Origin of the sequence: Bacillus sp. NPDC060175 (assembly GCF_042728695.1) — a bacterium.
Lineage (GTDB): Bacteria > Bacillota > Bacilli > Bacillales > Bacillaceae_G > Bacillus_A.
Genome location: NZ_JBHWYR010000002.1, coordinates 60,390 through 85,697 on the forward strand (window position 1 = coordinate 60,390; position 25,308 = coordinate 85,697).

Annotated in this window: 30 protein-coding genes; 3 read left to right on the top strand and 27 right to left on the bottom strand. The window is 38.0% G+C overall.

The annotated features are described in order from the left end of the window. Positions 1-2: 2 nt before the first annotated feature. The 3 genes from ACFWDE_RS01550 to nuoA are packed head-to-tail and all read right to left on the bottom strand — an operon-like array spanning position 3 to position 2,136. Positions 3-1,262, bottom strand: a complete 1,260-nt coding sequence (locus ACFWDE_RS01550; RefSeq protein WP_377889581.1) for an NADH-quinone oxidoreductase subunit C — start codon at positions 1,260-1,262, stop codon at positions 3-5. Then, entirely contained in the window at positions 1,259-1,777 is a 519-nt protein-coding gene (nuoB, locus tag ACFWDE_RS01555; protein WP_088079753.1) for an NADH-quinone oxidoreductase subunit NuoB, read from the bottom strand. The genes ACFWDE_RS01550 and nuoB overlap by 4 nt, the downstream gene beginning before the upstream one ends. Beyond that, complete coding sequence (nuoA, locus tag ACFWDE_RS01560; RefSeq protein WP_000179270.1) at positions 1,768-2,136, bottom strand: NADH-quinone oxidoreductase subunit NuoA; 369 nt, start codon at positions 2,134-2,136, stop codon at positions 1,768-1,770. Before nuoA ends, nuoB begins: the two co-directional genes overlap by 10 nt. A 307-nt stretch (positions 2,137-2,443) precedes the next feature. On the opposite strand from nuoA, the gene ACFWDE_RS01565 reads away from it, so the two are divergent. Continuing rightward, positions 2,444-5,173 carry a putative bifunctional diguanylate cyclase/phosphodiesterase gene (locus ACFWDE_RS01565; RefSeq protein ID WP_377889584.1) on the top strand — a complete coding sequence of 910 codons (2,730 nt, stop codon included), beginning with the start codon at positions 2,444-2,446 and terminating at the stop codon, positions 5,171-5,173. A gap of 17 nt (positions 5,174-5,190) precedes the next feature. On the opposite strand, the gene ACFWDE_RS01570 is transcribed toward ACFWDE_RS01565, so the two are convergent. The 19 genes from ACFWDE_RS01570 to ACFWDE_RS01660 all read right to left on the bottom strand — a co-directional run bounded on the left by ACFWDE_RS01570 (position 5,191) and on the right by ACFWDE_RS01660 (position 19,729). Beyond that, on the bottom strand, positions 5,191-5,844 hold the full coding sequence (locus ACFWDE_RS01570) for a DUF975 family protein (RefSeq protein ID WP_377889586.1): 654 nt from the start codon (positions 5,842-5,844) through the stop codon (positions 5,191-5,193). A gap of 44 nt (positions 5,845-5,888) precedes the next feature. Continuing rightward, entirely contained in the window at positions 5,889-6,674 is a 786-nt protein-coding gene (locus ACFWDE_RS01575; protein ID WP_377889588.1) for a DUF975 family protein, read from the bottom strand. Between the two features lie 126 nt (positions 6,675-6,800). Then, positions 6,801-7,202, bottom strand: coding sequence for a F0F1 ATP synthase subunit epsilon (atpC, locus tag ACFWDE_RS01580; RefSeq protein WP_215554806.1), 402 nt, complete (start codon positions 7,200-7,202; stop codon positions 6,801-6,803). Between the two features lie 20 nt (positions 7,203-7,222). Beyond that, complete coding sequence (gene atpD, locus ACFWDE_RS01585) at positions 7,223-8,632, bottom strand: F0F1 ATP synthase subunit beta (protein ID WP_002089736.1); 1,410 nt, start codon at positions 8,630-8,632, stop codon at positions 7,223-7,225. A gap of 256 nt (positions 8,633-8,888) precedes the next feature. Further along, complete coding sequence (gene atpG, locus ACFWDE_RS01590; protein ID WP_377889591.1) at positions 8,889-9,749, bottom strand: F0F1 ATP synthase subunit gamma; 861 nt, start codon at positions 9,747-9,749, stop codon at positions 8,889-8,891. Positions 9,750-10,073: 324 nt separating this feature from the next. After that, positions 10,074-11,582, bottom strand: coding sequence for a F0F1 ATP synthase subunit alpha (gene atpA, locus ACFWDE_RS01595; protein WP_002113043.1), 1,509 nt, complete (start codon positions 11,580-11,582; stop codon positions 10,074-10,076). Positions 11,583-11,593: 11 nt separating this feature from the next. Next, entirely contained in the window at positions 11,594-12,136 is a 543-nt protein-coding gene (gene atpH / locus ACFWDE_RS01600; RefSeq protein WP_002113044.1) for a F0F1 ATP synthase subunit delta, read from the bottom strand. Next, positions 12,133-12,639, bottom strand: a complete 507-nt coding sequence (gene atpF, locus ACFWDE_RS01605) for a F0F1 ATP synthase subunit B (protein WP_002089739.1) — start codon at positions 12,637-12,639, stop codon at positions 12,133-12,135. The genes atpH and atpF overlap by 4 nt, the downstream gene beginning before the upstream one ends. A gap of 128 nt (positions 12,640-12,767) precedes the next feature. Then, on the bottom strand, positions 12,768-12,986 hold the full coding sequence (gene atpE / locus ACFWDE_RS01610; RefSeq protein ID WP_000052064.1) for a F0F1 ATP synthase subunit C: 219 nt from the start codon (positions 12,984-12,986) through the stop codon (positions 12,768-12,770). A 56-nt stretch (positions 12,987-13,042) separates the two neighbouring features. Further along, entirely contained in the window at positions 13,043-13,762 is a 720-nt protein-coding gene (atpB, locus tag ACFWDE_RS01615) for a F0F1 ATP synthase subunit A (RefSeq protein WP_002144738.1), read from the bottom strand. Between the two features lie 7 nt (positions 13,763-13,769). Next, positions 13,770-14,162: an ATP synthase subunit I gene (locus ACFWDE_RS01620; protein ID WP_002016288.1), complete on the bottom strand. Its 393-nt coding sequence runs from the start codon at positions 14,160-14,162 to the stop codon at positions 13,770-13,772. After that, on the bottom strand, positions 14,162-14,386 hold the full coding sequence (locus ACFWDE_RS01625; protein WP_002089742.1) for an AtpZ/AtpI family protein: 225 nt from the start codon (positions 14,384-14,386) through the stop codon (positions 14,162-14,164). Before ACFWDE_RS01625 ends, ACFWDE_RS01620 begins: the two co-directional genes overlap by 1 nt. Before the next feature lie 26 nt (positions 14,387-14,412). Then, positions 14,413-14,526 (bottom strand): DUF4024 domain-containing protein, encoded by a 114-nt coding sequence (locus ACFWDE_RS01630; protein WP_033712414.1) that lies wholly within the window; start codon positions 14,524-14,526, stop codon positions 14,413-14,415. A 375-nt stretch (positions 14,527-14,901) separates the two neighbouring features. Beyond that, positions 14,902-15,531, bottom strand: a complete 630-nt coding sequence (upp, locus tag ACFWDE_RS01635; protein ID WP_002113046.1) for a uracil phosphoribosyltransferase — start codon at positions 15,529-15,531, stop codon at positions 14,902-14,904. Positions 15,532-15,803: 272 nt separating this feature from the next. Next, positions 15,804-17,045, bottom strand: coding sequence for a serine hydroxymethyltransferase (gene glyA / locus ACFWDE_RS01640; protein ID WP_002016291.1), 1,242 nt, complete (start codon positions 17,043-17,045; stop codon positions 15,804-15,806). Between the two features lie 253 nt (positions 17,046-17,298). Next, a complete protein-coding gene (locus ACFWDE_RS01645; protein WP_377889596.1) occupies positions 17,299-17,871 on the bottom strand; it encodes a TIGR01440 family protein in 573 nt (190 codons plus the stop codon). A 66-nt stretch (positions 17,872-17,937) separates the two neighbouring features. Beyond that, entirely contained in the window at positions 17,938-18,381 is a 444-nt protein-coding gene (rpiB, locus tag ACFWDE_RS01650; protein ID WP_000869917.1) for a ribose 5-phosphate isomerase B, read from the bottom strand. 95 nt (positions 18,382-18,476) lie between these two features. Beyond that, on the bottom strand, positions 18,477-18,917 hold the full coding sequence (locus ACFWDE_RS01655; protein WP_377889598.1) for a low molecular weight protein arginine phosphatase: 441 nt from the start codon (positions 18,915-18,917) through the stop codon (positions 18,477-18,479). A gap of 314 nt (positions 18,918-19,231) precedes the next feature. Further along, the gene (locus tag ACFWDE_RS01660) at positions 19,232-19,729 is read right to left on the bottom strand and encodes a PTS sugar transporter subunit IIA (protein ID WP_002016294.1); all 498 of its coding nucleotides are present in this window, start codon (positions 19,727-19,729) and stop codon (positions 19,232-19,234) included. 385 nt (positions 19,730-20,114) lie between these two features. On the opposite strand from ACFWDE_RS01660, the gene ACFWDE_RS01665 reads away from it, so the two are divergent. Both ACFWDE_RS01665 and ACFWDE_RS01670 read left to right on the top strand, forming a co-directional pair. Beyond that, positions 20,115-20,501: a DoxX family protein gene (locus ACFWDE_RS01665; RefSeq protein WP_377889600.1), complete on the top strand. Its 387-nt coding sequence runs from the start codon at positions 20,115-20,117 to the stop codon at positions 20,499-20,501. 161 nt (positions 20,502-20,662) lie between these two features. Further along, the gene (locus ACFWDE_RS01670) at positions 20,663-21,274 is read left to right on the top strand and encodes a flavin reductase family protein (protein ID WP_002123782.1); all 612 of its coding nucleotides are present in this window, start codon (positions 20,663-20,665) and stop codon (positions 21,272-21,274) included. A 218-nt stretch (positions 21,275-21,492) separates the two neighbouring features. Here ACFWDE_RS01670 and ACFWDE_RS01675 read toward each other — a convergent pair whose 3' ends face one another. The 5 genes from ACFWDE_RS01675 to spoIIR form a co-directional block, all read right to left on the bottom strand. After that, positions 21,493-21,771: a DUF3935 domain-containing protein gene (locus ACFWDE_RS01675; RefSeq protein ID WP_002159775.1), complete on the bottom strand. Its 279-nt coding sequence runs from the start codon at positions 21,769-21,771 to the stop codon at positions 21,493-21,495. 213 nt (positions 21,772-21,984) lie between these two features. After that, positions 21,985-22,533 carry a manganese efflux pump MntP gene (locus ACFWDE_RS01680; RefSeq protein ID WP_002159774.1) on the bottom strand — a complete coding sequence of 183 codons (549 nt, stop codon included), beginning with the start codon at positions 22,531-22,533 and terminating at the stop codon, positions 21,985-21,987. A gap of 77 nt (positions 22,534-22,610) precedes the next feature. Then, on the bottom strand, positions 22,611-23,651 hold the full coding sequence (locus ACFWDE_RS01685; RefSeq protein ID WP_002016299.1) for an L-threonylcarbamoyladenylate synthase: 1,041 nt from the start codon (positions 23,649-23,651) through the stop codon (positions 22,611-22,613). A 108-nt stretch (positions 23,652-23,759) separates the two neighbouring features. Next, positions 23,760-24,218 carry a GNAT family N-acetyltransferase gene (locus tag ACFWDE_RS01690; RefSeq protein ID WP_002068573.1) on the bottom strand — a complete coding sequence of 153 codons (459 nt, stop codon included), beginning with the start codon at positions 24,216-24,218 and terminating at the stop codon, positions 23,760-23,762. A gap of 49 nt (positions 24,219-24,267) precedes the next feature. Next, the gene (gene spoIIR / locus ACFWDE_RS01695) at positions 24,268-25,131 is read right to left on the bottom strand and encodes a stage II sporulation protein R (RefSeq protein WP_016096485.1); all 864 of its coding nucleotides are present in this window, start codon (positions 25,129-25,131) and stop codon (positions 24,268-24,270) included. Between the last annotated feature and the right edge of the window lie 177 nt (positions 25,132-25,308).

The window sequence follows — 25,308 nt, forward strand, 5'->3', positions numbered from 1 at the left end:
AGCTACACCTCCACATCATACGGTTCATAATCTTTCCTAAGCGGATACCCTACCCAATCATCTGGCATTAAGATGCGAGATAAATTAGGATGACCTTCAAATACAATACCGAGCAAATCATACGCTTCACGCTCCGGCCAATCTGCCCCTTTCCAAAGCGGCGTCACCGATTCTACTTGCGGCGCTTCCCTATCCAGCTTTACCTTCACTGCTACTGACTGTTTCTTTCCATATGAAAATAAATGAACGTATACTTCCATATGTGTCACAAAATCTGTCGCATGTAGCTCTGACATATAATCAAAAGCAAGTCCCTCATGGAATCGTAGCAATTCCATCACTTCATAATATTTTGAGGGCTCCACCACAAGCGTTGGAACATCTTTTGAAAGCTTATTAATATAGGAATCTACTAATGCATATTCCCCTATCTTCTCCTTAACAATCTCCACATAGCGATTTAAATATGGTTGGTTAACTGATGGTTCTTCCTGCTGCGGTTCATCTTCTATCTTATTTACAGCTCCCTTTGCCCTTGCCGCTGCTGCGGCTTTCGCTTTCGCGGCTGCAATCGCCTTTACTTTCTCATCTCCAGAATCCCCATCACCTTGCGAGGCTTTCTGCTTCGCTAACGCTGCCGCTTTTGCTTTTGCAACTGCTACAGCCTTTGCCTTTGCCTTCGCTTTGACTTTTTCTTCGTCCGTTACTTCTTCTATTCCTTCTCGCTTTTGCTTCGCTAGTGCCGCTACTTTCGCTTTTGCGGCTGCTGCGGCCTTCGCTTTGACTTTTTCTTCGTCCGTTACTTCTTCGTTTCCTTCTCTTTTCTGCTTCGCTAATGCCGCCGCCTTTGCTTTGGCTGCTGCTGCGGCCTTCGCCTTCGCTTTGACTTTTTCTTCGTCCGTTACTTCTTCTGTTCCTTTTCGATTTTGCTTCGCTAGTGCCGCTGCTTTCGCTTTGGCTGCTGCTGCGGCCTTCGCCTTCGCTTTGACTTTTTCTTCGTCCGTTACTTCTTCGTTTCCTTCTCTTTTCTGCTTCGCTAATGCCGCTGCTTTTACTTTGGCTGCTGCTGCGGCTTTCGCCTTCGCTTCTTCTACATTAATCCCCTTATCTTTTGGTAGCGCTTTCTCTTTTTCTCGATGTTCTCCTTCAAGTTTAGACATTTCCGTACCATGTTTCGCGGCAAGACGTTTTCGTGCTTCCTCCTTCGCATGCCTAGCTGCTTCTCTTTTCATATCCTCTAAGTCTTTATTTGGATCACTCATTTATTCGTCACCTGCTTCCCGGTCCTCGCCTCGTAACGAATTTTTTCTTTTAATTTATTAATTCCATAAATTAAAGCAGCAGGATTTGGAGGACATCCAGGAATATACACATCAACTGGTACAATTTGATCTACACCTTTCACAACAGCATACGAATTCACATACGGGCCACCGGCTGTTGCACAAGACCCCATCGCAATTACCCACTTTGGTTCAGGCATTTGATCATATAAGCGCCGAACAATAGGCGCCATTTTCTTCGTTACCGTTCCTGACACAATCATGACATCTGATTGTCTTGGTGAAGTCCGAAAAAATGACCCAAATCGATCTAAATCGTAATGTGATGAGCCTACTCCCATCATTTCAATCGCACAGCATGCCAGTCCAAATGTCATCGGCCATAAAGAGTTGCTCCGCGCCCATCCCTTGAGCTGTTCCAATGTAGAAAAAAAGATATTCCTTTCTAATTCCGCTCGATCCTGCGGGTGTAATTCCTCAAAATTTATAACCATTGTAACACCTTCTTTTTCCAAGCATACGCTAATCCAACTAGCAACATCACAACAAAAATGAGCATTTCAATCAGTGCAAATAAACCCAGCTTGTCATATGCAACAGCCCATGGGTATAAAAATAAAGTTTCTACATCAAAGATGACGAACAATAAAGCGAAAATATAATAACGAGCATGAAACCGAATATTTGCATCATGAAAAGGCTCAATTCCACTCTCATACGTCGTCGCTTTCGCTGCACTCGGTTTATTTGGACGCAGCATTTTTCCTAATGTAAGAGCCACTACCGGCAGCAATATACCTAATAGCAAGAAAATCAAAACGATCATATAACTATTTTCATATACACTTGCCATTGTGAAACCCTCCCCCCTGAATTAAGAACAAGTTCACATAGTAAACAATATGTCTTACTTGCATTATTTATTATTTTTAAATTTTTCTAAATAATGCAACTATTTAGTTCATTATAGCAAACTTCAAATTCCTATGTCGATATATTGGGAACAGAAACAACAATTAATACTTACTGGGCAAATCTATTTTTACAACTCATAATAAATGTGTAAACTAAATATAGAAGTTCTATATGTTTTTCAAGCAATCCTAAAAAACATAAACTACAAAAAAGTGGTTCTTATGTATATACAGTGGGTGATATAAATGAAAAAACAAACACATGTAAGTATTCTAATAAGCATTGCATTGTTGTATATAACTATTCATTACGTATCAATGCCTTTTTTATATGAATACGCACTTCCATTTCAAATATTAACTGGAATAAGTACCATATTAATTGATATTACAATTTGTAGTTATATATTTTACTTTTCCAATATGAAACAAGGGTTAGCTCGTTTATTTTGGATGATATTAACTATCGGATCTTTCTCTTATTTCATCGGCGATATAGTAGTTGCTTATCAACGCTTAATTTTGCATGACTACTATACATTCGTTGATCCATCAGACTTTTTTTACTTATTATTTTTAATTAGCTTTGCATTTGCCTTTCTATATGAAATTATTTATGGCCGAGACTTATTGGAGCAGCTTTTTACGATATGTGATATTTGTATTATTGTTACAGCTCAATTTACTTTAAGCTACTATTTGCTTATTGAAAGAACCATTCATATTTTTACAACATCATATATCGACATGTTTGTTCAACTCACGTATCCAATGGCTGATTTACTCTTTCTTTTAATAGGAATCAACCTCTTATTCAGGCCATTATTCTTACTACCAAAACAAGTTGGCGCTCTTCTTGGCAGCTCTTTAATTTTGTATGCTACTACGGATGCTATTTATGCTTATATCAAATACTTCCAGCCTGAGCACTCTATGTTCACAGTTGCCCCATTATATCAAGTAACCCTAGTATTAGTAGCAATCGCTTGTATACTTCACACAAAAGAGCCTGAAAAACAAGAGCAAGTACTACTAACACCTAAAATCGGTGAATCAATCCGATTATCATTACCGTATGTTTCTGTAGTGATGCTTATTATTTTTCTATTGGTCGAAAATGTTTTTGCACCTAGCGTAGTAATTGGACTTATAGTAACTTTCGCCTTCGTTCTCGTACGCCATATGTTAGTTCGAAGACAAAATAAAATATTATTGCTAGTACAAATGCAATTCAACTTGGAACTCGAGAAACAAATCAAACTACGTACAGAAGATTTAGTAGAACAAAAAAATGAGTTATATCATAACCAACAAATGTTTAAATCTTTATACGAGCATCATCCAGATCCAATTTTCACATTAGATTTGTACGGTAATTTCCTCAATGTGAACAACGCTGGAACTACTTTACTCGGTTATCAAACGAATGAATTATTAAACCAACCATACTATTCACTTATGTATGAAGAAGATTTGGAAGAAATCATTAATTCCTTTCATCAAGTAAAAAAAGGGAAATCTATCGCTTTAGAAATACGGGCATATCATAAAAATAGAGAGATTTACTACTTGCACGTTACGGCTGTTCCCATCTTTTTAAAGGAGCATATTTCTGGAGCATATTTAATGATTAAAGATATTACGGAAAGCAAACAACAACAAGAACAAATTAATTTCCTAGCATATCATGATACTTTAACAGAGCTTGCAAATCGCCGTTCATTTCATCAGCAGTTAGAAAAAGCAATTGCACGAGCAAAAATATCAAAAAGACCTTTTGCTGTTATGTTTCTAGACCTAGATCGCTTTAAAGTTATTAATGATACACTTGGTCACCGGGTAGGAGATCTTCTATTAATCGCAGTAGCAAAAAGGCTCGAACGAATATCGACACAGAATATGAAACTTGCTCGACTAGCTGGGGATGAATTCACAATCCTTATCGAAAATTATCAAAAAAGGACAGATGTAAAAAAGATAGCTGATATGTTTGTAGTAGCCATGAACGAACCATTCGAAATCGAAAATCAACATTTACGAATCTCACCGAGTATCGGGGTTGCTATATACCCTGAAGCAGGTGAAGATCCACTGTCTATTTTACAACATGCCGATATGGCCATGTACGAGGCAAAAAATAAAGGGAAAAATCGTAGCTCTCTTTACACGAAAGAACTATACAAGAAAATGGAACGTAAAGCTCGAATCGAAAAAGATTTGCCACTCGCTTTAGTAAACAACGAATTTTATCTCGTCTATCAACCACAAATTGATACGACAACAAATAAAATTATCGGTGCTGAAGCATTAATACGTTGGAGACATCCACTATTAGGTGACATTTCACCATGTGAGTTCATTCCAATTGTGGAAGAGACTCCGCAGGTCATCCCACTTGGACATTGGGTGCTACAAGAATCTTGTCGTCAACTAAAAATATGGCAAAGTTTTGGATACACAAACTTAAAAATGAGTGTCAATTTATCAGCGAAAGAATTTCAACAAAATCAATTCATCGAAAATATTTCACGAATACTAAAGGACGTAAAGATTGACCCGAAAGATGTAACACTTGAACTAACAGAACGAATTGCGATGATTGATGAAAAGGAAACATTATCGAGACTAAAGCAATTAAAAGAATATGGTATTCAAACGTCCCTTGATGACTTCGGTACCGGCTACTCTTCTCTTGCTTATTTATCAATTTTCCCTATCGATACATTAAAGGTACCAAAAGAATTTACACAACTAGCCGATCACCGGCCTGAAGAGAGAGCCATCGTTTCCACTATCCTTTCTCTTGCAAATACTTTAAATCTCTCTGTCGTTGCTGAAGGAATTGAAACAGAAAAACAGCTTAAGTTTCTGCAAAAAAATAACTGTAAATACATGCAAGGTTACTATTTCAGTAAACCTTTAACAAGTAAACAGTTTATAAAATTCCTACAAAAAACACCCAGTATGAACCAATAGTTCACACTGGGTGTTTTTTAAAGTGTCGGAATTTTTTTCTCGTAATATTCCTCTGCAATCTCTTCGTAAAAAGCTGCTGTCGTTGTATAAAAATATGGAATCAACCATAAAAATCCAATCCCTAATGTAATACAACTTAATATAAACCAACCAATAAAACTTAAACATAAAATGAAATACTCCATCTTATGTCCAGCCATCATACGACGACTTTCTGTAATAGCTTGATTTATTGAATACTCAGGATGATCATTTATAATAAAGTACGTCATCGCATAAGAAAATGATTTAATAATGCCTGGAATAATAAATAGTAAGCACCATAAGAAAATATAAATGTTTACTACTATATATAATAAAAATGACTTTATAAACTTACTTCCTGCTGTAAACCATCTGAATATATGCCCAACACGCGCTTCTTTTTCACGAATTATATGTAGCGCTAAACAATAACCCCCTAGCGTTAAAGGCCCCACCAATAATATTGTAATAACGTCTATTGAAAGTGAGCTATTCACTTCTTTCCACTCCCAAACCTGAGAGAGAATGAACTGAATACTAAAACTAAAAACTGAAGTAAGAATCGAAATAAGTAGTGTTGCCCCAACAGCTAAGCCCCATTTTCCTTCTAGTGAATCTAGCGCTTCTCCTTTTAAATCACTAATCATAATTAGCCTCCAATACGTAACAATTCTATTAGTATAGCATGTTCCTACTGCAATTCACCTTTTGCAATATAGCGATAAAAATGTGCTGTCGTTGTACCTACATATGGACTAAGCCAAAGAAACCCTATTCCAAGAGTAAGAATCGCTAAAATAGCCCACCCTATGAAGCTAAGCCATAAAAGAAATAAATCTAGTTTATGTCCCTTTATAAAGTTCTTACTTTCTTTCATCGCCTGCGAAACGCTATAATCTGGATTTTCAATCATAACATAATACGTCATCGCATAAGAAAAATACATCACAATCATTACAATAATCGAAATAGCTAATAGTACAAAGAAAGCAATCGTTAACGATACATTCCCTTCCTCACCAAAAAACGCGAAGATACCTAGTAACAGCATCGGAATCCACGTACCTGTATATAACAAAATCGCAAGCATAGCCCACATTGTTTTCATCATTCTTTTAAAGCCACGAAATCCTTCAAATAAATAATCTACTCTAGCATCTTCTCGTTTACTAATTTGTAGCAATACATTCGTATAACCGTATGATGTAATGCCATAAGATGCATTACTCAAAATGATCATTATGCAATAAAAAATTCCAAATGTAATACCTGCCCCAACTGATATTGTTTCCTCTTCAATTGAGCCCGCTAAACCAACAACTAAGAAAAATATAATAATTCCTGGAATTAAAAGTATAAGCATTGCGGCCATTGAAACAACATAACTTAAAATAATATGTAAAATCGTTGATCCAACACCTAGTCCCCATTTTCCCTTTAAAGAGTACAATGCTTCTCGTTTCATTTCACCGATCATTTATTCAGCTCCTTTATAAATTGTTGTACATTCTCTACTTATACAAGCATCAATAGAATTATACCATTTTTGTAAAATTATCCATGAAATAAAAAATCCGTAAAGGCAAGAGCCCTTACGGATTTTTTATTTCATATCAGAAACGTTTAAACGGTTCACAGCACGCTGCAAGGCCATTTCTGCACGTCTAAAGTCAACATGTGCTTGTTTCTCTTGCATACGTTGCTCAGCGCGACGTTTCGATTCATTTGCACGATGGATGTCGATATGGTTTGCTTCTTCAGCAGATGATGATAATACAGTTACTTTATCTGGACGAACTTCGATAAAGCCACCGCTTACTGCTACATAATCAGTGTGCCCACCATGTTTCAGACGAACTGCACTAATTTTTAACGGTGCAACAGTTGGAATGTGACCTGGTAAGATCCCCATTTCCCCACTCTCTGCTTTTACACTTACCATTTCTACTTCTTTTTCGTAAACCGGTCCATCAGGAGTTACAATACTGACTGGAAATGTCTTCATAATTCGTCCCTCCTAAGGCCTTACGCCATCATTTTCTTCGCGTTTTCAATAACATCTTCAATGCTACCAACAAGACGGAATGCATCTTCTGGAAGGTCATCATATTTTCCTTCTAGAATTTCTTTGAAACCACTAACTGTATTTTTTACAGGTACGTACGAACCTTTTTGACCTGTAAACTGCTCAGCTACGTGGAAGTTTTGAGATAAGAAGAATTGAATACGACGAGCACGATGTACAACTAACTTATCTTCTTCAGATAACTCATCCATACCTAAGATAGCGATGATATCTTGAAGCTCTTTATAACGTTGTAAAGTTTGCTGTACTTGACGAGCTACTCCATAATGCTCTTCTCCTACGATTTCTGGAGAAAGTGCACGAGATGTAGATGCTAATGGATCTACGGCCGGGTAAATACCCATTTGTGTTAAACGACGCTCTAAGTTTGTTGTTGCATCTAAGTGAGCGAACGTTGTAGCTGGTGCTGGATCCGTATAGTCATCGGCTGGTACATATACCGCTTGGATAGACGTGATAGATCCTTTATTTGTAGATGTAATACGCTCTTGTAATTGACCCATCTCTGTTGCAAGTGTTGGTTGGTAACCTACCGCAGATGGCATACGACCAAGAAGGGCAGATACTTCAGAACCTGCTTGCGTGAAACGGAAGATGTTATCGATGAACAATAGTACGTCTTGTCCTTGCTCATCACGGAAATGTTCAGCCATTGTTAAGCCTGTTAATGCAACACGTTGACGTGCTCCAGGTGGCTCGTTCATTTGTCCGAATACCATCGCAGTTTTCTTAATTACGCCAGAATCGCTCATTTCGTGGTATAAGTCATTACCCTCACGAGTACGCTCACCTACACCAGCGAATACAGAGATACCACCGTGCTCTTGTGCGATGTTGTTAATTAATTCCTGAATTAATACCGTTTTACCTACACCGGCACCACCGAATAGACCAATCTTACCACCCTTAATGTAAGGAGCAAGTAAGTCTACTACTTTAATACCAGTTTCAAGAATTTCTACTTTAGTAGATAACTCTTCGAATGCAGGCGCTTGACGGTGAATTGGATCACGACGTACATCCGCAGGAACTTCACCATCTAAGTCAATTGCATCACCTAATACGTTAAATACACGACCAAGTGTTGCATCACCAACTGGTACAGAGATTGCTTTACCAGTATCTTCTACTTCTGTGCCACGAACAAGTCCATCTGTGGAAGACATCGCAACTGTACGAACTGTGTCATCACCTAAATGAAGTGCAACTTCAAATGTTAAGTTAATGCTTGCTCCGTTTTCGTTGCTTTGTTTTACCGTAAGGGCGTTGTAGATTTCTGGTAGCTTTCCGCCATCAAACTTAACGTCTACAACCGGACCCATGATTTGCGTAACGCGCCCTTTATTCATCGGGTTCCCTCCTAGCTTTCTTTTAATTAGCCAGCTTTCTAAGAGAAGTCGGCTTTAAATTTTTATTAGTTTATAGCTTACGCGACTCTCCTGAAAGAGCCGCTTCCACTTTTTATTGAATCTAGCTCCAGCGGTTAGAATGTTCGGTGGCTAGAACAGTCGGTCATTTCGCTCCTTCCTGTGAGGCAAACTACGCCTCTTCGTCAGGAGCTCCAATGCCCTCTTGTTCTGGACGAGCCGCTTCCACTTTTTATTACTATTCTAACGCTGCTACTCCACCAACGATTTCCGTAATTTCTTGCGTAATCGCTGCTTGACGCGCACGGTTGAATGAAAGCGTAAGTGAATCGATAACTTCCATTGCGTTGTCTGTAGCACTCTTCATTGCTGTCATACGCGCCGCGTGCTCACTTGCTTTACCGTCTAGTAATGCACCGTACACTAAGCTTTCTGCGTATTGTGGCAATAATACTTTTAAAATTTCTTCTTCAGAAGGTTCGAATTCATAAGCTGTCGTCGGTTTGTCAGACGCCACATCCGTAAGCGGTAAAATTTTATTCTCCGTTACTTCTTGTGAAATTTTACTTACATAATGATTGTAGTAAATGTACAGCTCATCATAAGCACCATCTGCGAACATCGCAATTGTTCGAGAAGCAATATCTTTAATATCAATAAATGATGGGTGGTCAGATAATCCAACTACTTCATCAATGATGTTAAAGCCGCGACGTTTTAAATAATCACGTCCTAGTCGTCCAAGCACAATAATTGAATATTGGTTTGAATCCATATTATGACGTTCACGAATTACGTTACTTACTGTACGTAATACGTTACTGTTATAACCACCTGCTAGTCCGCGATCAGATGTAATAACGATGTATCCTGTACGCTTTACAGGACGCGCATTTAGCATTGGATGATTAATCCCTTTACTTCCTTGCGCAATGCTCGCTACTACTTCTTGAATCTTTTCCATATACGGAACGAAAGATTTAGCATTTTGCTCTGCACGGTTTAACTTAGATGCAGATACCATCTCCATCGCTTTCGTAATTTGACTCGTTTTCTTTGTCGAGTTAATCTTCGCTTTTATATCGCGTAAAGATGCCACAGGTTTTCACCACCTTTTTTCCGGAAGTTGGCACGATTAGTAAGAATCCTCTTCCTAATCTACGTTGCAAGATATTCTTGCTCATGATTGAAGGAAAAGAATAGGTGCACCTACTCTTTTCCTTTACATAACCGTCAGCAATCTCAAAAGCTGAGATGCCTTTATATGATCTAGCTAAGCCACAGTCGACTTCACTTTTATTTATCTAGCTCCAGCGGCTTGAATGCTCGGTGGCTTCACTTCTTCCTACGAGGCAAAGACCGCCTCTTCGTCAGAAGCTCCATCCCCCTCACATTCAGAACGAGCCGCTTCCGCTTTTATTTATTATTCAGAAGCTACGAATACTTTTTTAAATCCGTTAATTGCTGCTGCAAATTTGTCGTCATCCGCAAGTTTCTTAGTTGTGCGAATTTCGCTTAATAAGTCAGCTGCATTTGAATCTAACCAAGCATGGAATTCTTCTTCGAAACGAGTGATATCTACTACTGGGATATCATCTAGGAATCCACGTGTTAAAGCGTAAAGAATGATAACTTGTTTCTCTACACGTAACGGTTTGTGTAATCCTTGTTTTAATACCTCAACTGTACGAGCACCACGGTTTAATTTCGCTTGTGTTGCTTTATCAAGGTCAGAACCGAACTGAGCGAACGCTTCTAACTCTCGGTAAGATGCAAGGTCAAGACGAAGTGTACCTGATACTTTACTCATTGCTTTAATCTGAGCAGATCCACCTACACGAGATACAGAAGTACCCGCATCGATCGCTGGACGTACGCCAGAGAAGAATAGGTCAGATTGTAAGAAGATTTGTCCATCCGTAATAGAGATTACGTTGGTTGGGATGTAAGCTGATACGTCCCCTGCTTGTGTTTCGATGAAAGGTAGTGCAGTTAAAGAACCGCCGCCTCTTGCATCACTTAATTTTGCTGCACGCTCTAATAAACGAGAATGTAAGTAGAATACATCCCCTGGATATGCTTCACGACCTGGAGGACGACGTAATAGTAATGAAAGCTCACGGTAAGCCGCTGCTTGTTTAGATAAGTCATCATATACTACTAATACGTGTTTGCCATTGTACATGAACTCTTCACCCATTGTTACACCAGCATAAGCAGCTAGGTATAATAATGGAGCTGGCTGAGAAGCTGATGCAGTTACAACGATTGTGTAATCTAATGCACCGTGCTTACGTAGTGTTTCTACTACGTTACGTACAGTTGATTCTTTTTGTCCGATAGCTACATAGATACAAACCATATCTTCATCTTTTTGGTTAATGATTGTATCAAGTGCAACTGCTGTTTTACCTGTTTGACGGTCACCGATGATTAACTCACGTTGACCACGGCCAATTGGTACAAGAGCATCGATCGCTTTAATACCTGTTTGAAGTGGCTCATGAACAGATTTACGATCCATTACACCTGGTGCTGGACTTTCGATTGGACGAGTGTTTGTTGTATTGATTGGGCCTAAACCATCAACTGGTTGACCTAATGGGTTTACAACACGACCGATTAGTTCTTTTCCTACTGGTACTTGCATGATGCGACCAGTACGACGAACTTCGTCACCTTCACGGATTTCTGTGTAAGGTCCTAAAATAATGATACCTACGTTGTTTTCCTCTAAGTTTTGTGCTAGTCCCATAACGCCGTTAGAGAACTCTACAAGTTCACCAGCCATAACGTTATCAAGACCATGAGCACGCGCAATACCGTCACCAACTTGGATAACTGTACCAACATCACTAACTTCGATTTCAGACTGATAGTTCTCGATTTGTTGCTTTATCAGTGCGCTAATTTCTTCAGCTCTGATGCTCATGTGCTTCACCCCTATCTATTCTTCATTAATTCACGCTGAATACGTGCTAATTTTCCTTGTAAGCTTCCGTCGTAAATGCGATTTCCAATACGTACTTTAATGCCGCCTAGTAAATCTTCATCTACAACATTTTTCACGCGAATTGCATCTTTTCCTGTTTTTTTTGCAAATGCTTCTGCAATGTTAAGTTTTTCGTCTTCTGATAGAAGACGAATAGAATATACAGTTGCATCCGCTACGTTACGTTCTTCATTAGCAAGAACAACATATTCATCTGCAATTTCAGGTAGGATATCAATACGCTTGTTATCAATTAAAATATATAACGTATTTAAAATAGATTCAGAAACAGATGCGAATACGTTTGCAAGAAACGTTTTCTTCTGCTCTTTTGAAATGTTCGGTTGCGTTAAGAAGCTATGTAGTTCTCCGTTCTTTACATAAACGTTTTGTACAAGGCGTAATTCCTCTTCAAACATTTCTAATACGTGTTTTTCTTTTGCAATTTTGAAAAGAGCGACAGCATAACGTTTTGCTACAATCCCATTGCTCATCGCGCTTCTCCTACTTCTTTAATATAATCGCGAATTAACTTCACTTGATCTTCTTCTTTTAGTTCTTTTTCAATTACTTTAGAAGCAATATGAACAGATAAAGAAGCGACTTGTTCTTGTAAAGCAGCAATTGCTTGCTCTTTTTCGCGTTGAATTTCTTGTACAGCAGATGTTTTAATTGATTCTGCTTCTTCTTTCGCAGCAGCAACAATAACATCCTTTTGATCTACAGCTTGTTTCTTCGCTCTTTCGATTAACTCTTGTGCTTCAACACGCGATTGTTTTAACATTTCACGTTGTTCTTCTACTAATTTCTTCGCTTCAGTATGATTTCTTTCTGCAGCGTCGATTTCATTAGTAACATGCTCTTCACGTTCTTTCATAATTCCCATTAAAGGACCCCACGCAAATTTGCGTAGCATTACTAATAGAAGTAAGAAAATGAACAATGTATAAGCAATCGTTCCAAATGGAATGGAAGCCCCTAATAATAAAGTTGGCACAAGGATTCACTCCCTTCAAAATATCTAAATTGATCATATGAAAAAAAAAGACATACGTTTCGTTCATAAAGCAATGGCGAAGAAAGTTCAAAAAACACTCTTCGCCATCTATGTAAGGGGAGTCTCCCTTATTTGTTCATTACGATGAAAGCAATAACTACACCGATGATTGGAAGTGCCTCAACTAATGCAACCCCGATGAACATAATTGTTTGAAGTGCGCCTTTTAATTCTGGTTGACGAGCAACACCTTCGATTGTACGTGATACGATAAGACCGTTACCAATACCTGCACCTAATGCTGATAAACCAATTGCAATTGCAGCTGCGATTACACCTAAACTCATTTAATTTGTCCTCCTTTGTATTATAAAAAAATAAATTTTTTCTTACTTAAATTATATTAATGGTCATGGCTTACTTTATGAGCCATATAAACCATCGTTAACATTACGAAAATAAATGACTGGATTGATCCAACGAATACACTGAATCCCATCCATGCTAACATCGGTACAAGTGCACCTAATGCTCCAAAGAATGATGCTCCGCCTAACTTAGCAAGTAATCCTAATAAGATTTCACCTGCATAAATGTTACCAAATAAACGAAGACCTAACGTTAATGTGTTAGCAAACTCCTCAATAACCTTTAATGGGAATAAGAATTTCATAGGTTGGAAATAACCTTTAGCATATTCTTTCGTACCCTTCATCTTAATTCCATAATAATGGGTGAGGGTAACTACCATCACGGCTAATGTTAATGCAACTGCTGGATCAGACGTTGGTGATCTCCACCATGCAATATGTTCGCCAGCCTCAACTGTTGAATACATGAATGGTAAACCAAGGAAGTTCGATACGATGATAAACATGATAAGCGTAACGCCAAGCGTTAAGAAACGTCCACCTGTTTTCCAGTCCATCGTACTATTGATAATCCCTTTCACGAAGTCAAACACCCATTCCATGAAGTTTTGCATCCCGGTTGGGCGAAGCGCTAAGCTGCGAGTTCCGATAACAGCGATTAAGAAAACAATAACTGCTGCTACAGTAACCATCATAACTGATGACAAATCGAACGTTAAACCTAGAAATTCAACTAATTTACCGTGTTCCACTAGTAATTCACCTCTCTTCCCTGCTCGTATACTCTAAATAAAGAAAATCTATGATCATGACAAGGTATCCTGTCAGCAATCCTACACCTAGGCCCCACATCGCAATTAACTCTTGATATTTGGCTGCAAATAAAATTAATAACCCAATCGTGGCGAATCTTGAATATGTACTTACCGCTGTCGCCTTAAACTTCACGTTTTCTCCATTTGTTACGCGATCTAATAGCTTGTCTGTTCTACGTGCAATGATGCGCAAACTAAGAAAACTGAAAATCGTTCCGATAATCAGCCCAAGAAATACATCCTTGTAAGAGGTAATTCCCCATCCTAGCACTAGAAGCGCAAGCAAGTAGTACATATATTTCTTTTGTCTTTGGACAAGTCCATGTACGTCTATCATCATTGCTCTCCCGAATAGTAATGTTGAATGAGTCGAATCATTGCGTATACCCCTGTTCCTAACCCGAGTAATAACCCTATAATAAGAAACAACGGAAACGTTCCAACCTTATTATCAATCCATTGCCCACCAAAGATTCCAATAAGAATAGAACCAACTAACTGAGCAAGAATTCCTGACATTAAAGCATACGCTTTTATATGGCTGCGATCGTTTTTTTGCAAGGATTCATCCCTCCAATATGTAACCCTCATTCACGATGTGTTAATAATAACTCATTTTTCTGCATAAATTCTATACAAAATAAAAAGTTTACATTTTCGTCACGGAATAGATGTATTTTTGTCACTGAAAGCCCTACCATCTATCCCCGTTGTTAGCATACAATAGGGTATTAACAGTGTCAACGAGAAATCGTAAAAAATCAAAAAATTTGAGTATTAGGCATTTCCTCCCAAAAATGAAAACGTTCCCCTTCTAAATACTGGTTAGAGATATGCAATTTCTAACAGCTCTCTCTTTATAATAGAAGAAAATGTTCACAAGTTTGTCACTATTATATTTTTAAGATATAGCGCTTTCCTTCCATAATATAGTGTTCTCTAGACGTAAGACTTCTATATTATATGTGATGTGTATATAACTTATGTTGTATATACCCTGTATATTTATCTCCCCCTCCCCCGTGCGCTGAGGGCGAAAAAAAACGAGAGGGGGAATCCCCCTCTCGTCTGTTGTCTTACTTCGTTCCGAATAAACGGTCACCAGCATCACCAAGACCTGGAACTACATAACCATGGTCATTTAACTTCTCATCTAATGCTGCTATATAAATATCAACATCAGGATGCTCTTCCTGTACTACTTTTACTCCTTCTGGAGCAGCTACGATACACATTAATTTAATGTGCTTTGCACCGCGCTTTTTCAGAGAATTAATTGCTTCAGCCGCAGAACCACCTGTTGCTAGCATTGGATCTAGTACGATAAAGTCACGCTCTTCTACATCCGTTGGAAGTTTCACATAGTATTCTACCGGTTGCAATGTTTCAGGATCACGGTATAAACCAACGTGTCCTACTTTTGCTGCTGGAATTAATTTCAGAATTCCATCAACCATTCCTAAACCTGCACGTAAAATCGGAATTAAACCAAGTTTTTTACCAGCGATCACTTTTGTTGTCGCTTTGCTTACAGGCGTTTCAATTTCAATGTCTTTAAGTGGAAGGTCACGAGTAATCTCGAAAGCCATTAAGCTTGCTACTTCGTCCACTAATTCACGAAAATCTTTCGTACCTGTATTCTTATCGCGAATATATGTAATCTTATGTTGAATTAACGGGTGATCAAATACATACAGTTTTCCCATGTGAATCTCTCCTTTAGATGATATTCATGCGTTTACACGCTTTTTTACACTATTTACGATTGTAAAGAAAACGCTACTAATATTCAAGGGCAAATTTGGTAAAATCATGATTTTGCGATGAATCTATCTAGTATCTTTACCAATTATGGGAGCTGTATCCTTCATTATATCGCCAAAATTTATTCATCATTTGTATACATACTTTAAAAGCAATATATGTCCAAAAAAAAGACTGCCAAAACAATTACGTTTCAGCAGTCTTTTTCAATCTATTATAGATCTGTATACATTGGGAATTTGCTCGTTAACGCTTCTACACGCTTACTTGCTTCTTCTAATGCAACTTCATTCTCATGATTTTTTAATGTATAAGCAATAAGTGCCGCAATTTCATCCATTTCTTCTAAACCGAAACCACGAGATGTTACAGCTGCTGTACCGATACGTACGCCGCTTGTTACAAATGGGCTTGCTGTTTCAAATGGAATTGTATTTTTGTTCACTGTAATACCAACTTCATCTAATACGTGCTCTGCTACTTTACCTGTAATTTCTAAGTTACGAACATCAATCAAGATTAAATGATTGTCTGTTCCACCAGAAACAAGTGTAAGTCCTTCTTTTTGAAGACCTTCAGCTAAGCGGTTCGCATTATTAATGATATGTTGTGCATATGTTTTAAACTCATCTTGTAGTGTCTCACCAAATGCAACAGCTTTTGCAGCAATTACGTGCATAAGTGGACCACCTTGGATACCAGGGAAGATTGATTTATCAATTTGTTTTGCAAATTGCTCTTCACATAAAATCATACCACCACGTGGACCACGTAATGTTTTATGTGTTGTCGTTGTAACGAAATGTGCATGTGGTACTGGGTTTGGATGTAAACCAGCAGCTACTAAACCAGCGATATGTGCCATATCAACCATAAAGTATGCACCCACTTCATCTGCAATCTCACGGAATCGTTTGAAATCGATAACACGAGGATATGCACTTGCACCTGCAACGATTAATTTTGGTTTATGTTCTTTCGCTTTTGCTAATACATCATCGTAATTAATACGGTGAGATTCAGCATCCACGCCATATTCTACGAAATTATATTGTACTCCACTGAAGTTAACAGGGCTTCCGTGTGTTAAGTGACCACCATGAGATAAATTCATACCAAGTACTGTATCGCCTTGCTCTAAAATCGTAAAGTATACTGCCATGTTCGCTTGTGCACCAGAATGTGGTTGAACATTTACATGCTCTGCGCCAAAAATTTCTTTCGCGCGATCACGTGCGATATCTTCTACTACGTCTACGTGTTCACAACCACCATAGTAACGTTTTCCAGGATATCCTTCAGCATACTTATTCGTTAAAACAGAACCTTGCGCCTCCATTACTGCTTCACTTACGAAGTTTTCCGAAGCAATTAGCTCAATCTTTGAACGCTGTCTTCCTAGTTCTGCCTCAATTGCAGCAAATACCTTTTCATCTTGACGTTTTAAATGATTCACCAAAATCCCCCTTTTCTGAACGAATTACATCAATTCCCAATAGTTTTTTCTCATTTATTCAGAAAAAACGAAAATTCAGGTTGTAATTCTTTCGAACCTTCATGTTTTCAACTACATTCTAACATGACTTTCTATATCATAAAAGAAAAAAAAAGACCAAAATTGGTCTTTTCTTTCTTCTATTATAAGGTCAGACTACATACCTTTTACCTTTCGATATAAAGCTGTTATAAGACTTTATAATTTTTCATGTTTAACGGCAAGGAATAGTTTCTTCATTTGCCGCATAAACAGCACGTGCTCCACCTATTAGCTTCCCACGTGTTTTCGCCATCGTTACATGCGCACTTCCTATTTCCTTCACACTTGTACGAACCGGTACAGCTACATGCTTTAAATGCATACCGATAAATGTATCGCCGATATCCATTCCTGCATCTGCTTTAATAAACTCAATTACTACCGGATCTTTAAAATTGTGATACGCATACGTCGCTAATGCACCACCTGCTGATCTAACAGGCGTAACTGTTACAATTTCAAATTGATATTTCATCGCTACATCTCTCTCAACTACTAAAGCACGATTTAAATGCTCACAACATTGAAACGCCAATTCAATACCTGTTCGTTCTTGAAATTGTTTGAATTCAGAAAAAATCGCCTCTGCCACTTCCATCGTTCCTGATGTTCCAATTCTTTCACCTAGCACTTCGCTCGTGCTACACCCCACTACAAAAATTTGGCCACTTTGCAGCGTCGCTTGGTCTTGGAAATCAGAAAGCGACATTTGTAGCTGTTCTCTTACCTTTACGATTTCTGTCATTACGCCTCTTCCTTTCACAGGTTGGTTCACCAAATTATATTTCAAACTACTTATAGTTAGAATCTATTACTTTGTTTCGTACGTTTTAATTTTTCCTACGCGGTTTTCGTGGCGGCCACCTTCATAGTCAGTTGTTAGCCAAATTTTCGCGATATCACGCGCTAGACCAGCTCCAATTACACGCTCGCCCATTGCTAACATGTTAGTGTCATTATGCTCTCTCGTCGCTTTCGCACTGAAAGTATCATGAACTAATGCACAACGAATACCATTTACTTTATTTGCTGCGATTGACATCCCAATGCCTGTCCCGCAAACTAAAATGCCGCGATCCACTTCACCATTTGCTACCATTTCTGCTGCTGGAAACGCAAAATCAGGGTAATCAACAGAACCAGCTTCACATTCACAACCTAAATCAATATATTCAATATTTAACTCTTCTAATAAACTTACAAGTTCTTTACGGATATTCATACCGCCGTGATCAGATGCTACTACTACTTTCATTTTTACCCCTCCAAAGTTTCAATCAATTATCTTCATTTACACTCGCTACCTTAATAGAACGAAGTGATCTCCAATATCGTATTATACACGAAACATCAACCTTCTGAATGTTTTTCCAGTAAAGTTTGTACAAGTTTTTCCATCTCTTCTAACGTTTCTTTATAAATAGAAAGCGATCCGCCAAATGGATCTGAAATATCCTTACTTACACCCTCAGTTAATCCATATAATGTATCCAATTTCTTTTCAACACTCGGATAATGCCCAAATACAATTTCCCTATGGTTTTCCGTCATTGTTACTACAATATCCGCCCAATTAACCAAAGTATCGTTTACCTGCTGCGCGGCATGATCGATTGAAATTCCTTTTTCAGCTAAAGCTTCCTTCGCATATACCGATGCATCGCTTCCAGGATAGGCGAAAACACCAGCAGATTGCACTTCAAACTTATCTCCTCCATGATGACGAAGCAGCGCCTCAGCCATCGGACTACGACATGTATTGCCAGTGCAAACAAATAACACTCGTTTCATCCAAACCCACCCCTTTTTTTCTGTTTCCTACCATTTATCCCCGATTGGTGAAGGCTAATAATCAGCGGGAGATGAACAACCTCCACTGATTAAAGTTTCACTTTATCATAGCGTACATTAGAATAGAACAAAAGAAATGTGAATATACGAAAGGCGCATTTCTCTTATATTTTTTCTAAGAAAAATGCGCCTTATCCACATATATGTGAAACCCTATTTCCAAGCGCCCAAAGTATTTACCATACATAATGAACACACTATGAAACAAAATAAGGAATCCATTTCATACGAAACAGATTCCTTTCATACAATAATTATTTCATTGTAACTTTCATTACTTCTGTTGAACCTTTTGTAGCTGTTACACCTACAGTTGTCTTAATAGACTCAGCTGCATCTGTGTTTGTAATAACGATTGGAGTAATTGTGCTTTTCGCTTTTTCACGAATTAATTCTAAGTCGAATGAGATTAATTTATCTCCAGCTTTTACAGCTTGTCCCTCAGAAACGTGAGCTTCGAAACCTTCACCTTCCATTTTTACAGTTTCTAATCCAACGTGGATTAAAATTTCTGTACCGTTTTTCGCTTTAATTCCAATAGCATGTTTCGTGTGGAATAATTGTACGATTTCACCATCAACTGGAGATACAACTACACCTTCAGTAGGATCGATTGCAACACCGTCACCCATCATACGACCAGCGAACACTGGATCTGGTACTTCTTCAATATTTTTCACTGCTCCAGTTAATGGAGCTACGATTGTTTCTTCATTTGTTTTTGAACCAAAACCGAATAATTTTTTAAACATAGGATAGTCCTCCTTATAATTTACCTAAAAGTTTATAGGGCAATCTCTATTCAAGATCGAAATACACGTAAGACTTCATACTTCGAATGTTATACTGTAAAAACGCTTTCGAAATAAATCATGTCATTACTACTAGACTCTTATTGTAGCGCCTCACAAAATTCCAGTCAATTCTGATTGTCTGAATAACAATAAGAAGTTAACTTCTACTTATATTTTCTCTTTTTTTCACTTACTTGTCTAGAGGTCTTTACTACATTTTATTTTTTGTTGTTAATTTGTAAAATTTCTTTCAAATTTTTTCAAAATCCACTTGACTAAAGTAAGTAACTATTTTATTATTACTTACATAAGATAAGTTAATAACTTTTAGGAGGTTTTTGAAATGATGGATATCGGTCTTCTTATTATTCGTCTTATTATAGGAATTACATTCATGGGTCACGGTGCTCAAAAATTATTCGGTTGGTTTGGTGGCTACGGGCTGAAAGGAACAGGTGGCTGGATGGAATCAATCGGTTTACGCCCTGGTGTATTTATGGCATTTATGGCTGGTTCAACTGAACTATTAGGTGGTTTCTTATTCGCAGCAGGTATTTTCACTGTAGTTGGTTCATTATTTATCGTAGGAACAATGTTAGTAGCAATCTTCACAGTTCACGGAAAAAATGGTTACTGGGTAACACAAAACGGATTTGAGTATAATTTAATGTTAATCGCTGTTGCAGTTGGTGTAGCTTTAATCGGTCCTGGCGCATACGTTTTACTTTAATATTTATCTCTATTTCGAGATATTTACCAAAAAAGAGATTACTTCAAATTGAGGTAATCTCTTTTTCACATCATCAAAAAAATATTATTTTCAGCAGGAGATTCCCATTGATATCTTGTAAACAAACAATAAGTATTCATATTTAGAAAGGGGATTACAACATGTTATCCATTAATCCAAACGAACAAACCGAAAAAGATAATTATAAATTACTAACAGGAAGTATCATTCCACGTCCTGTTGCATTCGTTACTTCTGTAACTAAAGATGGTGTATTAAACGGTGCGCCATATAGTTATTTCAATATCGTCGCTGCCAATCCACCACTTATCTCGGTTTCCGTACAACGCAAAGAAGGAAAACCGAAAGACACTTCCCGAAATGCAATCGAAAAAGGGGAATTTGTCGTACATATTTCTGATGAATCTTACGTAGAAGCGATCAATGAAACAGCAGCCAACCTACCTCCTAATGAAAGTGAAATCGAATTAGCAAAACTAACACCAATCGACAGTGATGTCATTTCAGTACCAGGGGTGAAAGAAGCAAACATTCGAATGGAATGCGTATTAGAACGCGCCATCCCGCTCGGCGGAACCGAAGACTCACCAGCTTGTGATCTACTAATTGGCCGCGTCGTTCGCTTCCACGTCGCAGAACACTTATACGAAAACGGCCGAATTCACGCCGAAGAACTAAAACCAATAAGCCGCCTAGCAGGACACAACTACGCCAAACTAGGAGAACAATTTGAATTAGTAAGGCCACTTTAAAAGCGGAAGCGGCTCGTTCAGAATGGGAGGAGGATGGAGCTTCTGACGTAGAGGCGCTTTTTGCCTCGCAGGAAGACGCGAAGCCACCGACCATTCTAGCCGCTGGAACTGGAGCTAGATATCACCCTAAAAGCGCGACCGGCTCGTTCAGAACCATAGGGCATTGGAGTCTTTCATCACTCAAACATAAAATCCCCCGCTTAAAGCGGGGGATTTTTTCACTGTAATTCTTCCTTCTTCTCCTCTAATGCAGGTAATTTCTCTTTTTTAGATCTACCCAGCTTTATTACAAAGAAATATAAGGAAAGTAACGTAATAAGGAAAACAATTAAAAATGGATACGGTGAATAAAACGCACGCGCCGCCTCCGATTTTCCTGCAACAAATTTTAATGATTCGATATCTAAAAACTCAGCAAACATTTGTACACCGAGCATACTAAACCAAAAAACAAAAAAACTAATAATAATACCAAAAACTTGCTTTAATCTCGTCATTTGTACCATCCTTTCTATATTTGTGGAGTATTGTATTCAAATGCACAGAAAGGAATTAACTCACCATTCACGAATCAATTTAACCCAACCTAAAACCGCAATTTGCAAAATAACGCCCCAAAAGATAAGCCTACGTAACCACCTTGGAAAAAAAGTTATAAATACGACATACCATTTCAGCAACCTATTCATGTTCTCCACCCTCATATAAAATTATATAGGAAAAAGGAGATACAATCCAAACCCAACAAGAATAATACCACCTACTATTTCACCGTATGTACCAAGCATATTTTTGGCATGGCTACCAAGCAATAAACCCATCCAAGCTAGTAACATACTTATTAGTCCGAACAGTAATATCGTAATAATTGTCTCTGCTCCGTAAATTCCAAGACTAAGACCTACTGAAAAACTATCTATACTAACACCAAATGCAAATACAAATAAACTAATTCCAATTGGAGCAGTTCTAGTCTCTTCCCCTTCTAAAATAGACGAATATACGATATAAAACCCTAGCCCAATTAATAAAATAGCTCCTGCAAAATTCGCGACATCCCCATACCTCTCTGATAGAAAACGTCCTAGTACCATTCCGATAAATGGCATAATAATATGAAATATCCCTATCGTCATACCGATATAAAGGATTTGTCTTAACTTTAATGTTACCATCCCCATACCGAGGCTCACTGAAAATGCATCCATCCCCAGGGCGAATGCCATAATTATTAAAGGTATTAATTGTTCAAGTGTCATTCATATCCCCCCTCGGACGTGCTACTTCACAATATGCTTATCCGAGGAGAAATATTCTGTTTGCTAAAGGTACATTATCATTCAATAATAATCTGATGTCCCGCAGCTTTTGTTAAACGATTCATAATTGCATTTCCTATGCCTTCATTCGGGAATGATTCACTAAAAATAACATCTACTTCACTTGCATCAAACGTTCTAAGCACATCATATAACTTAGTCGCAACGCTGGCTAAATCGCTTCGCACACCACAAGACAATACAACATCTGCACTATACACATGCTGATACTCTTCTGTCGTTAATACACCTACTTTAAACCCTTCTTTCTTCTTCTCATCCACAATACGTTGAATAAACTCACGGGACCCTTCAACAATACTAAGTGGCGCTTTCGGTGCATAATGTGTATATTTCATTCCAGGTGATTTTGGTTTTTCTTTCTCATCCTTTAAAGCTGGATCTAAAGAAACATTTCCTATCACTGCTTCTAATTGCTCCTTCGTAATCCCGCCTGGACGTAAAATCGTCGGAACCTCGCTCGTACAATCAATTACAGTTGACTCAACGCCTACTCCTGTTGCCCCGCCATCAACAATACCAGCAATTTTCCCGTTTAAATCTTCATACACATGAGAAGCTAACGTTGGACTTGGGCGTCCTGAACGATTCGCACTCGGTGCCGCAACAGGCACGTTTGCCTCTTCAATAAGAGCGAGCGCTACTGGATGATCCGGCATCCTCACTCCGACTGTATTAAGTCCGGCCGTAACCCTCTCTGAAATCCCTTTTTTTCTCGGTAAAATGATTGTTAATGGTCCTGGCCAAAAATGCTCCATTAACTTTTCTGCAACCGGCGGAATTTCTCTTACGATACCATCTAACTGAGATTTCGTTCCTATGTGGACAATCAGTGGATTATCGCTCGGTCTCCCTTTCGCTTCAAAAATTTTCGCTATCGCTTCATCATCCATTGCGTTTGCTCCTAACCCATATACCGTTTCCGTTGGGAAGGCCACCGCTTCATTTTCTCTTAATAATCTCGCTGCTTCTTTTAATTGTGGATAATATTTTTTTCTTTCCACAACATTATCCACAACCCACATATTTGTATGCATTTTTTCCCACGTCCTTTTCTACCATGAAATACTTGTCTATTTTTAGTTTACTATGAGATTTATCCAAAAGACAAACAAGGTTTATCCACAAAATGTGGATAAACCTTGTTAATCCGTGGATAACTTTGTGAATAGCTGACAATTTAGTATTATTGCATTTAGCTCTTTTATATTTTTACAAAAGTGTTCTAACTGTCGAATTTCCTCTGGCACTTCCTCTTTCTCTATAATGACAAAGTTAAAAAACTGAAAGATTGTCACCGATTGTGGATGATTTGTGAGTAAGTACAATTGTCGAATATCTTTTTCTTTCATATACTGCAAAAACATCTCAAAAAAATATAAGAAAGTCTGTTTATCCACATTAGGTGTGAATAAACAAGAACGGATAAGTGCATTTTTCCCACCTTGTTCATATCCAACTACCGCTCGTATTTCTCCCGCCTCTTCCAAGATCATAAATTGTGCGTACAACTCATTTATTTTATCATCTTTTTTATTAGCTTGTCCGAAAAAAGAATGCAATCTTTCTACATCTGCTTTCGTAGCAAAATACACGTTCTTCATAGTAAATCCCTCCTCATTGATATATATGAGGAAGGATTTATTAATAGTACTATTTAGAGAATAAAGATGTAAAAGCTTCGACGATAAATAATTTAACCTCTGGTTTTTCTTCTTCCTCTTCTACTGTTACATACTCATTTTCCTTTTCTTGCTTTTGCTCCACAGGTTTTTCCACTTTTTCCACAGTTTTTGTTTCTACTGTTTTTACAGGCTGTTCTTCTACTTGCGTTTCATGTTTTACTACTTTCTTTTCCTGGGCTCTTACTTTTTCAGCTTTTTCCGGCTTTACTACTTTCGTTTCTTTCACCTTATCCACTTTCTTCTCCGGTACATCCACTACTTCCTCATCTGGTTGTCTCACCTGCTCCTCTTCAGGAGATTCAGCTTTCACAACATGTTCTTCTTTCCTTACAGCTGTACCACTTGAAAAATCTAAGAAACACATCGGTGGAAATAATACACACCACCAGTTTGCACCTTCACCTTTTCCAATTGTAATAAGTACCGCTTCATATTCTCCTGCCGGATAAATAAAATTCCCATATACCTTTGTAGGAAACTTCACATTCTTACCGAATTTCACTTGAAACGCCTCTTTACTTCCTTCTCTTTTCAGCGTATTCTCCACTGTCTTTTCAATTTCAGGAATATGATTTTGAATTACTTTTCGAGCTTCTTCAAATGACGTTAAATCCGCTACCCATCCATCAATTTGCGCTTTCACTTCATCACGTACTTTACGTTTTAATGCCTGATCTTTATCGGAATCACTATTAGCTAAAATACGTAATCGAACGGCCTCTTTCGGAATAACAGTAGGCCCTTTTGCATCAGCTTTCATATATCCAAACTGCACAAGTAACTGTGCACCAATTAATAATAAAAGAAAATAAGCAATAACTTGTTTTTTCATTTCCTCCACCGTCCCCTCTAGAAACAGTGTGGACAGAGTTACTTCTTTCTAAACTATTAAATTCAAAATCTATATAAAAAACCGATAGAAAAGCATTTTTTTAATTGGCGAGAGGGACTGGCTATGTATAGGAGCGGTCAGGGCCTTTTCCCGCCACGCACAAAGTTTTAAAACAAA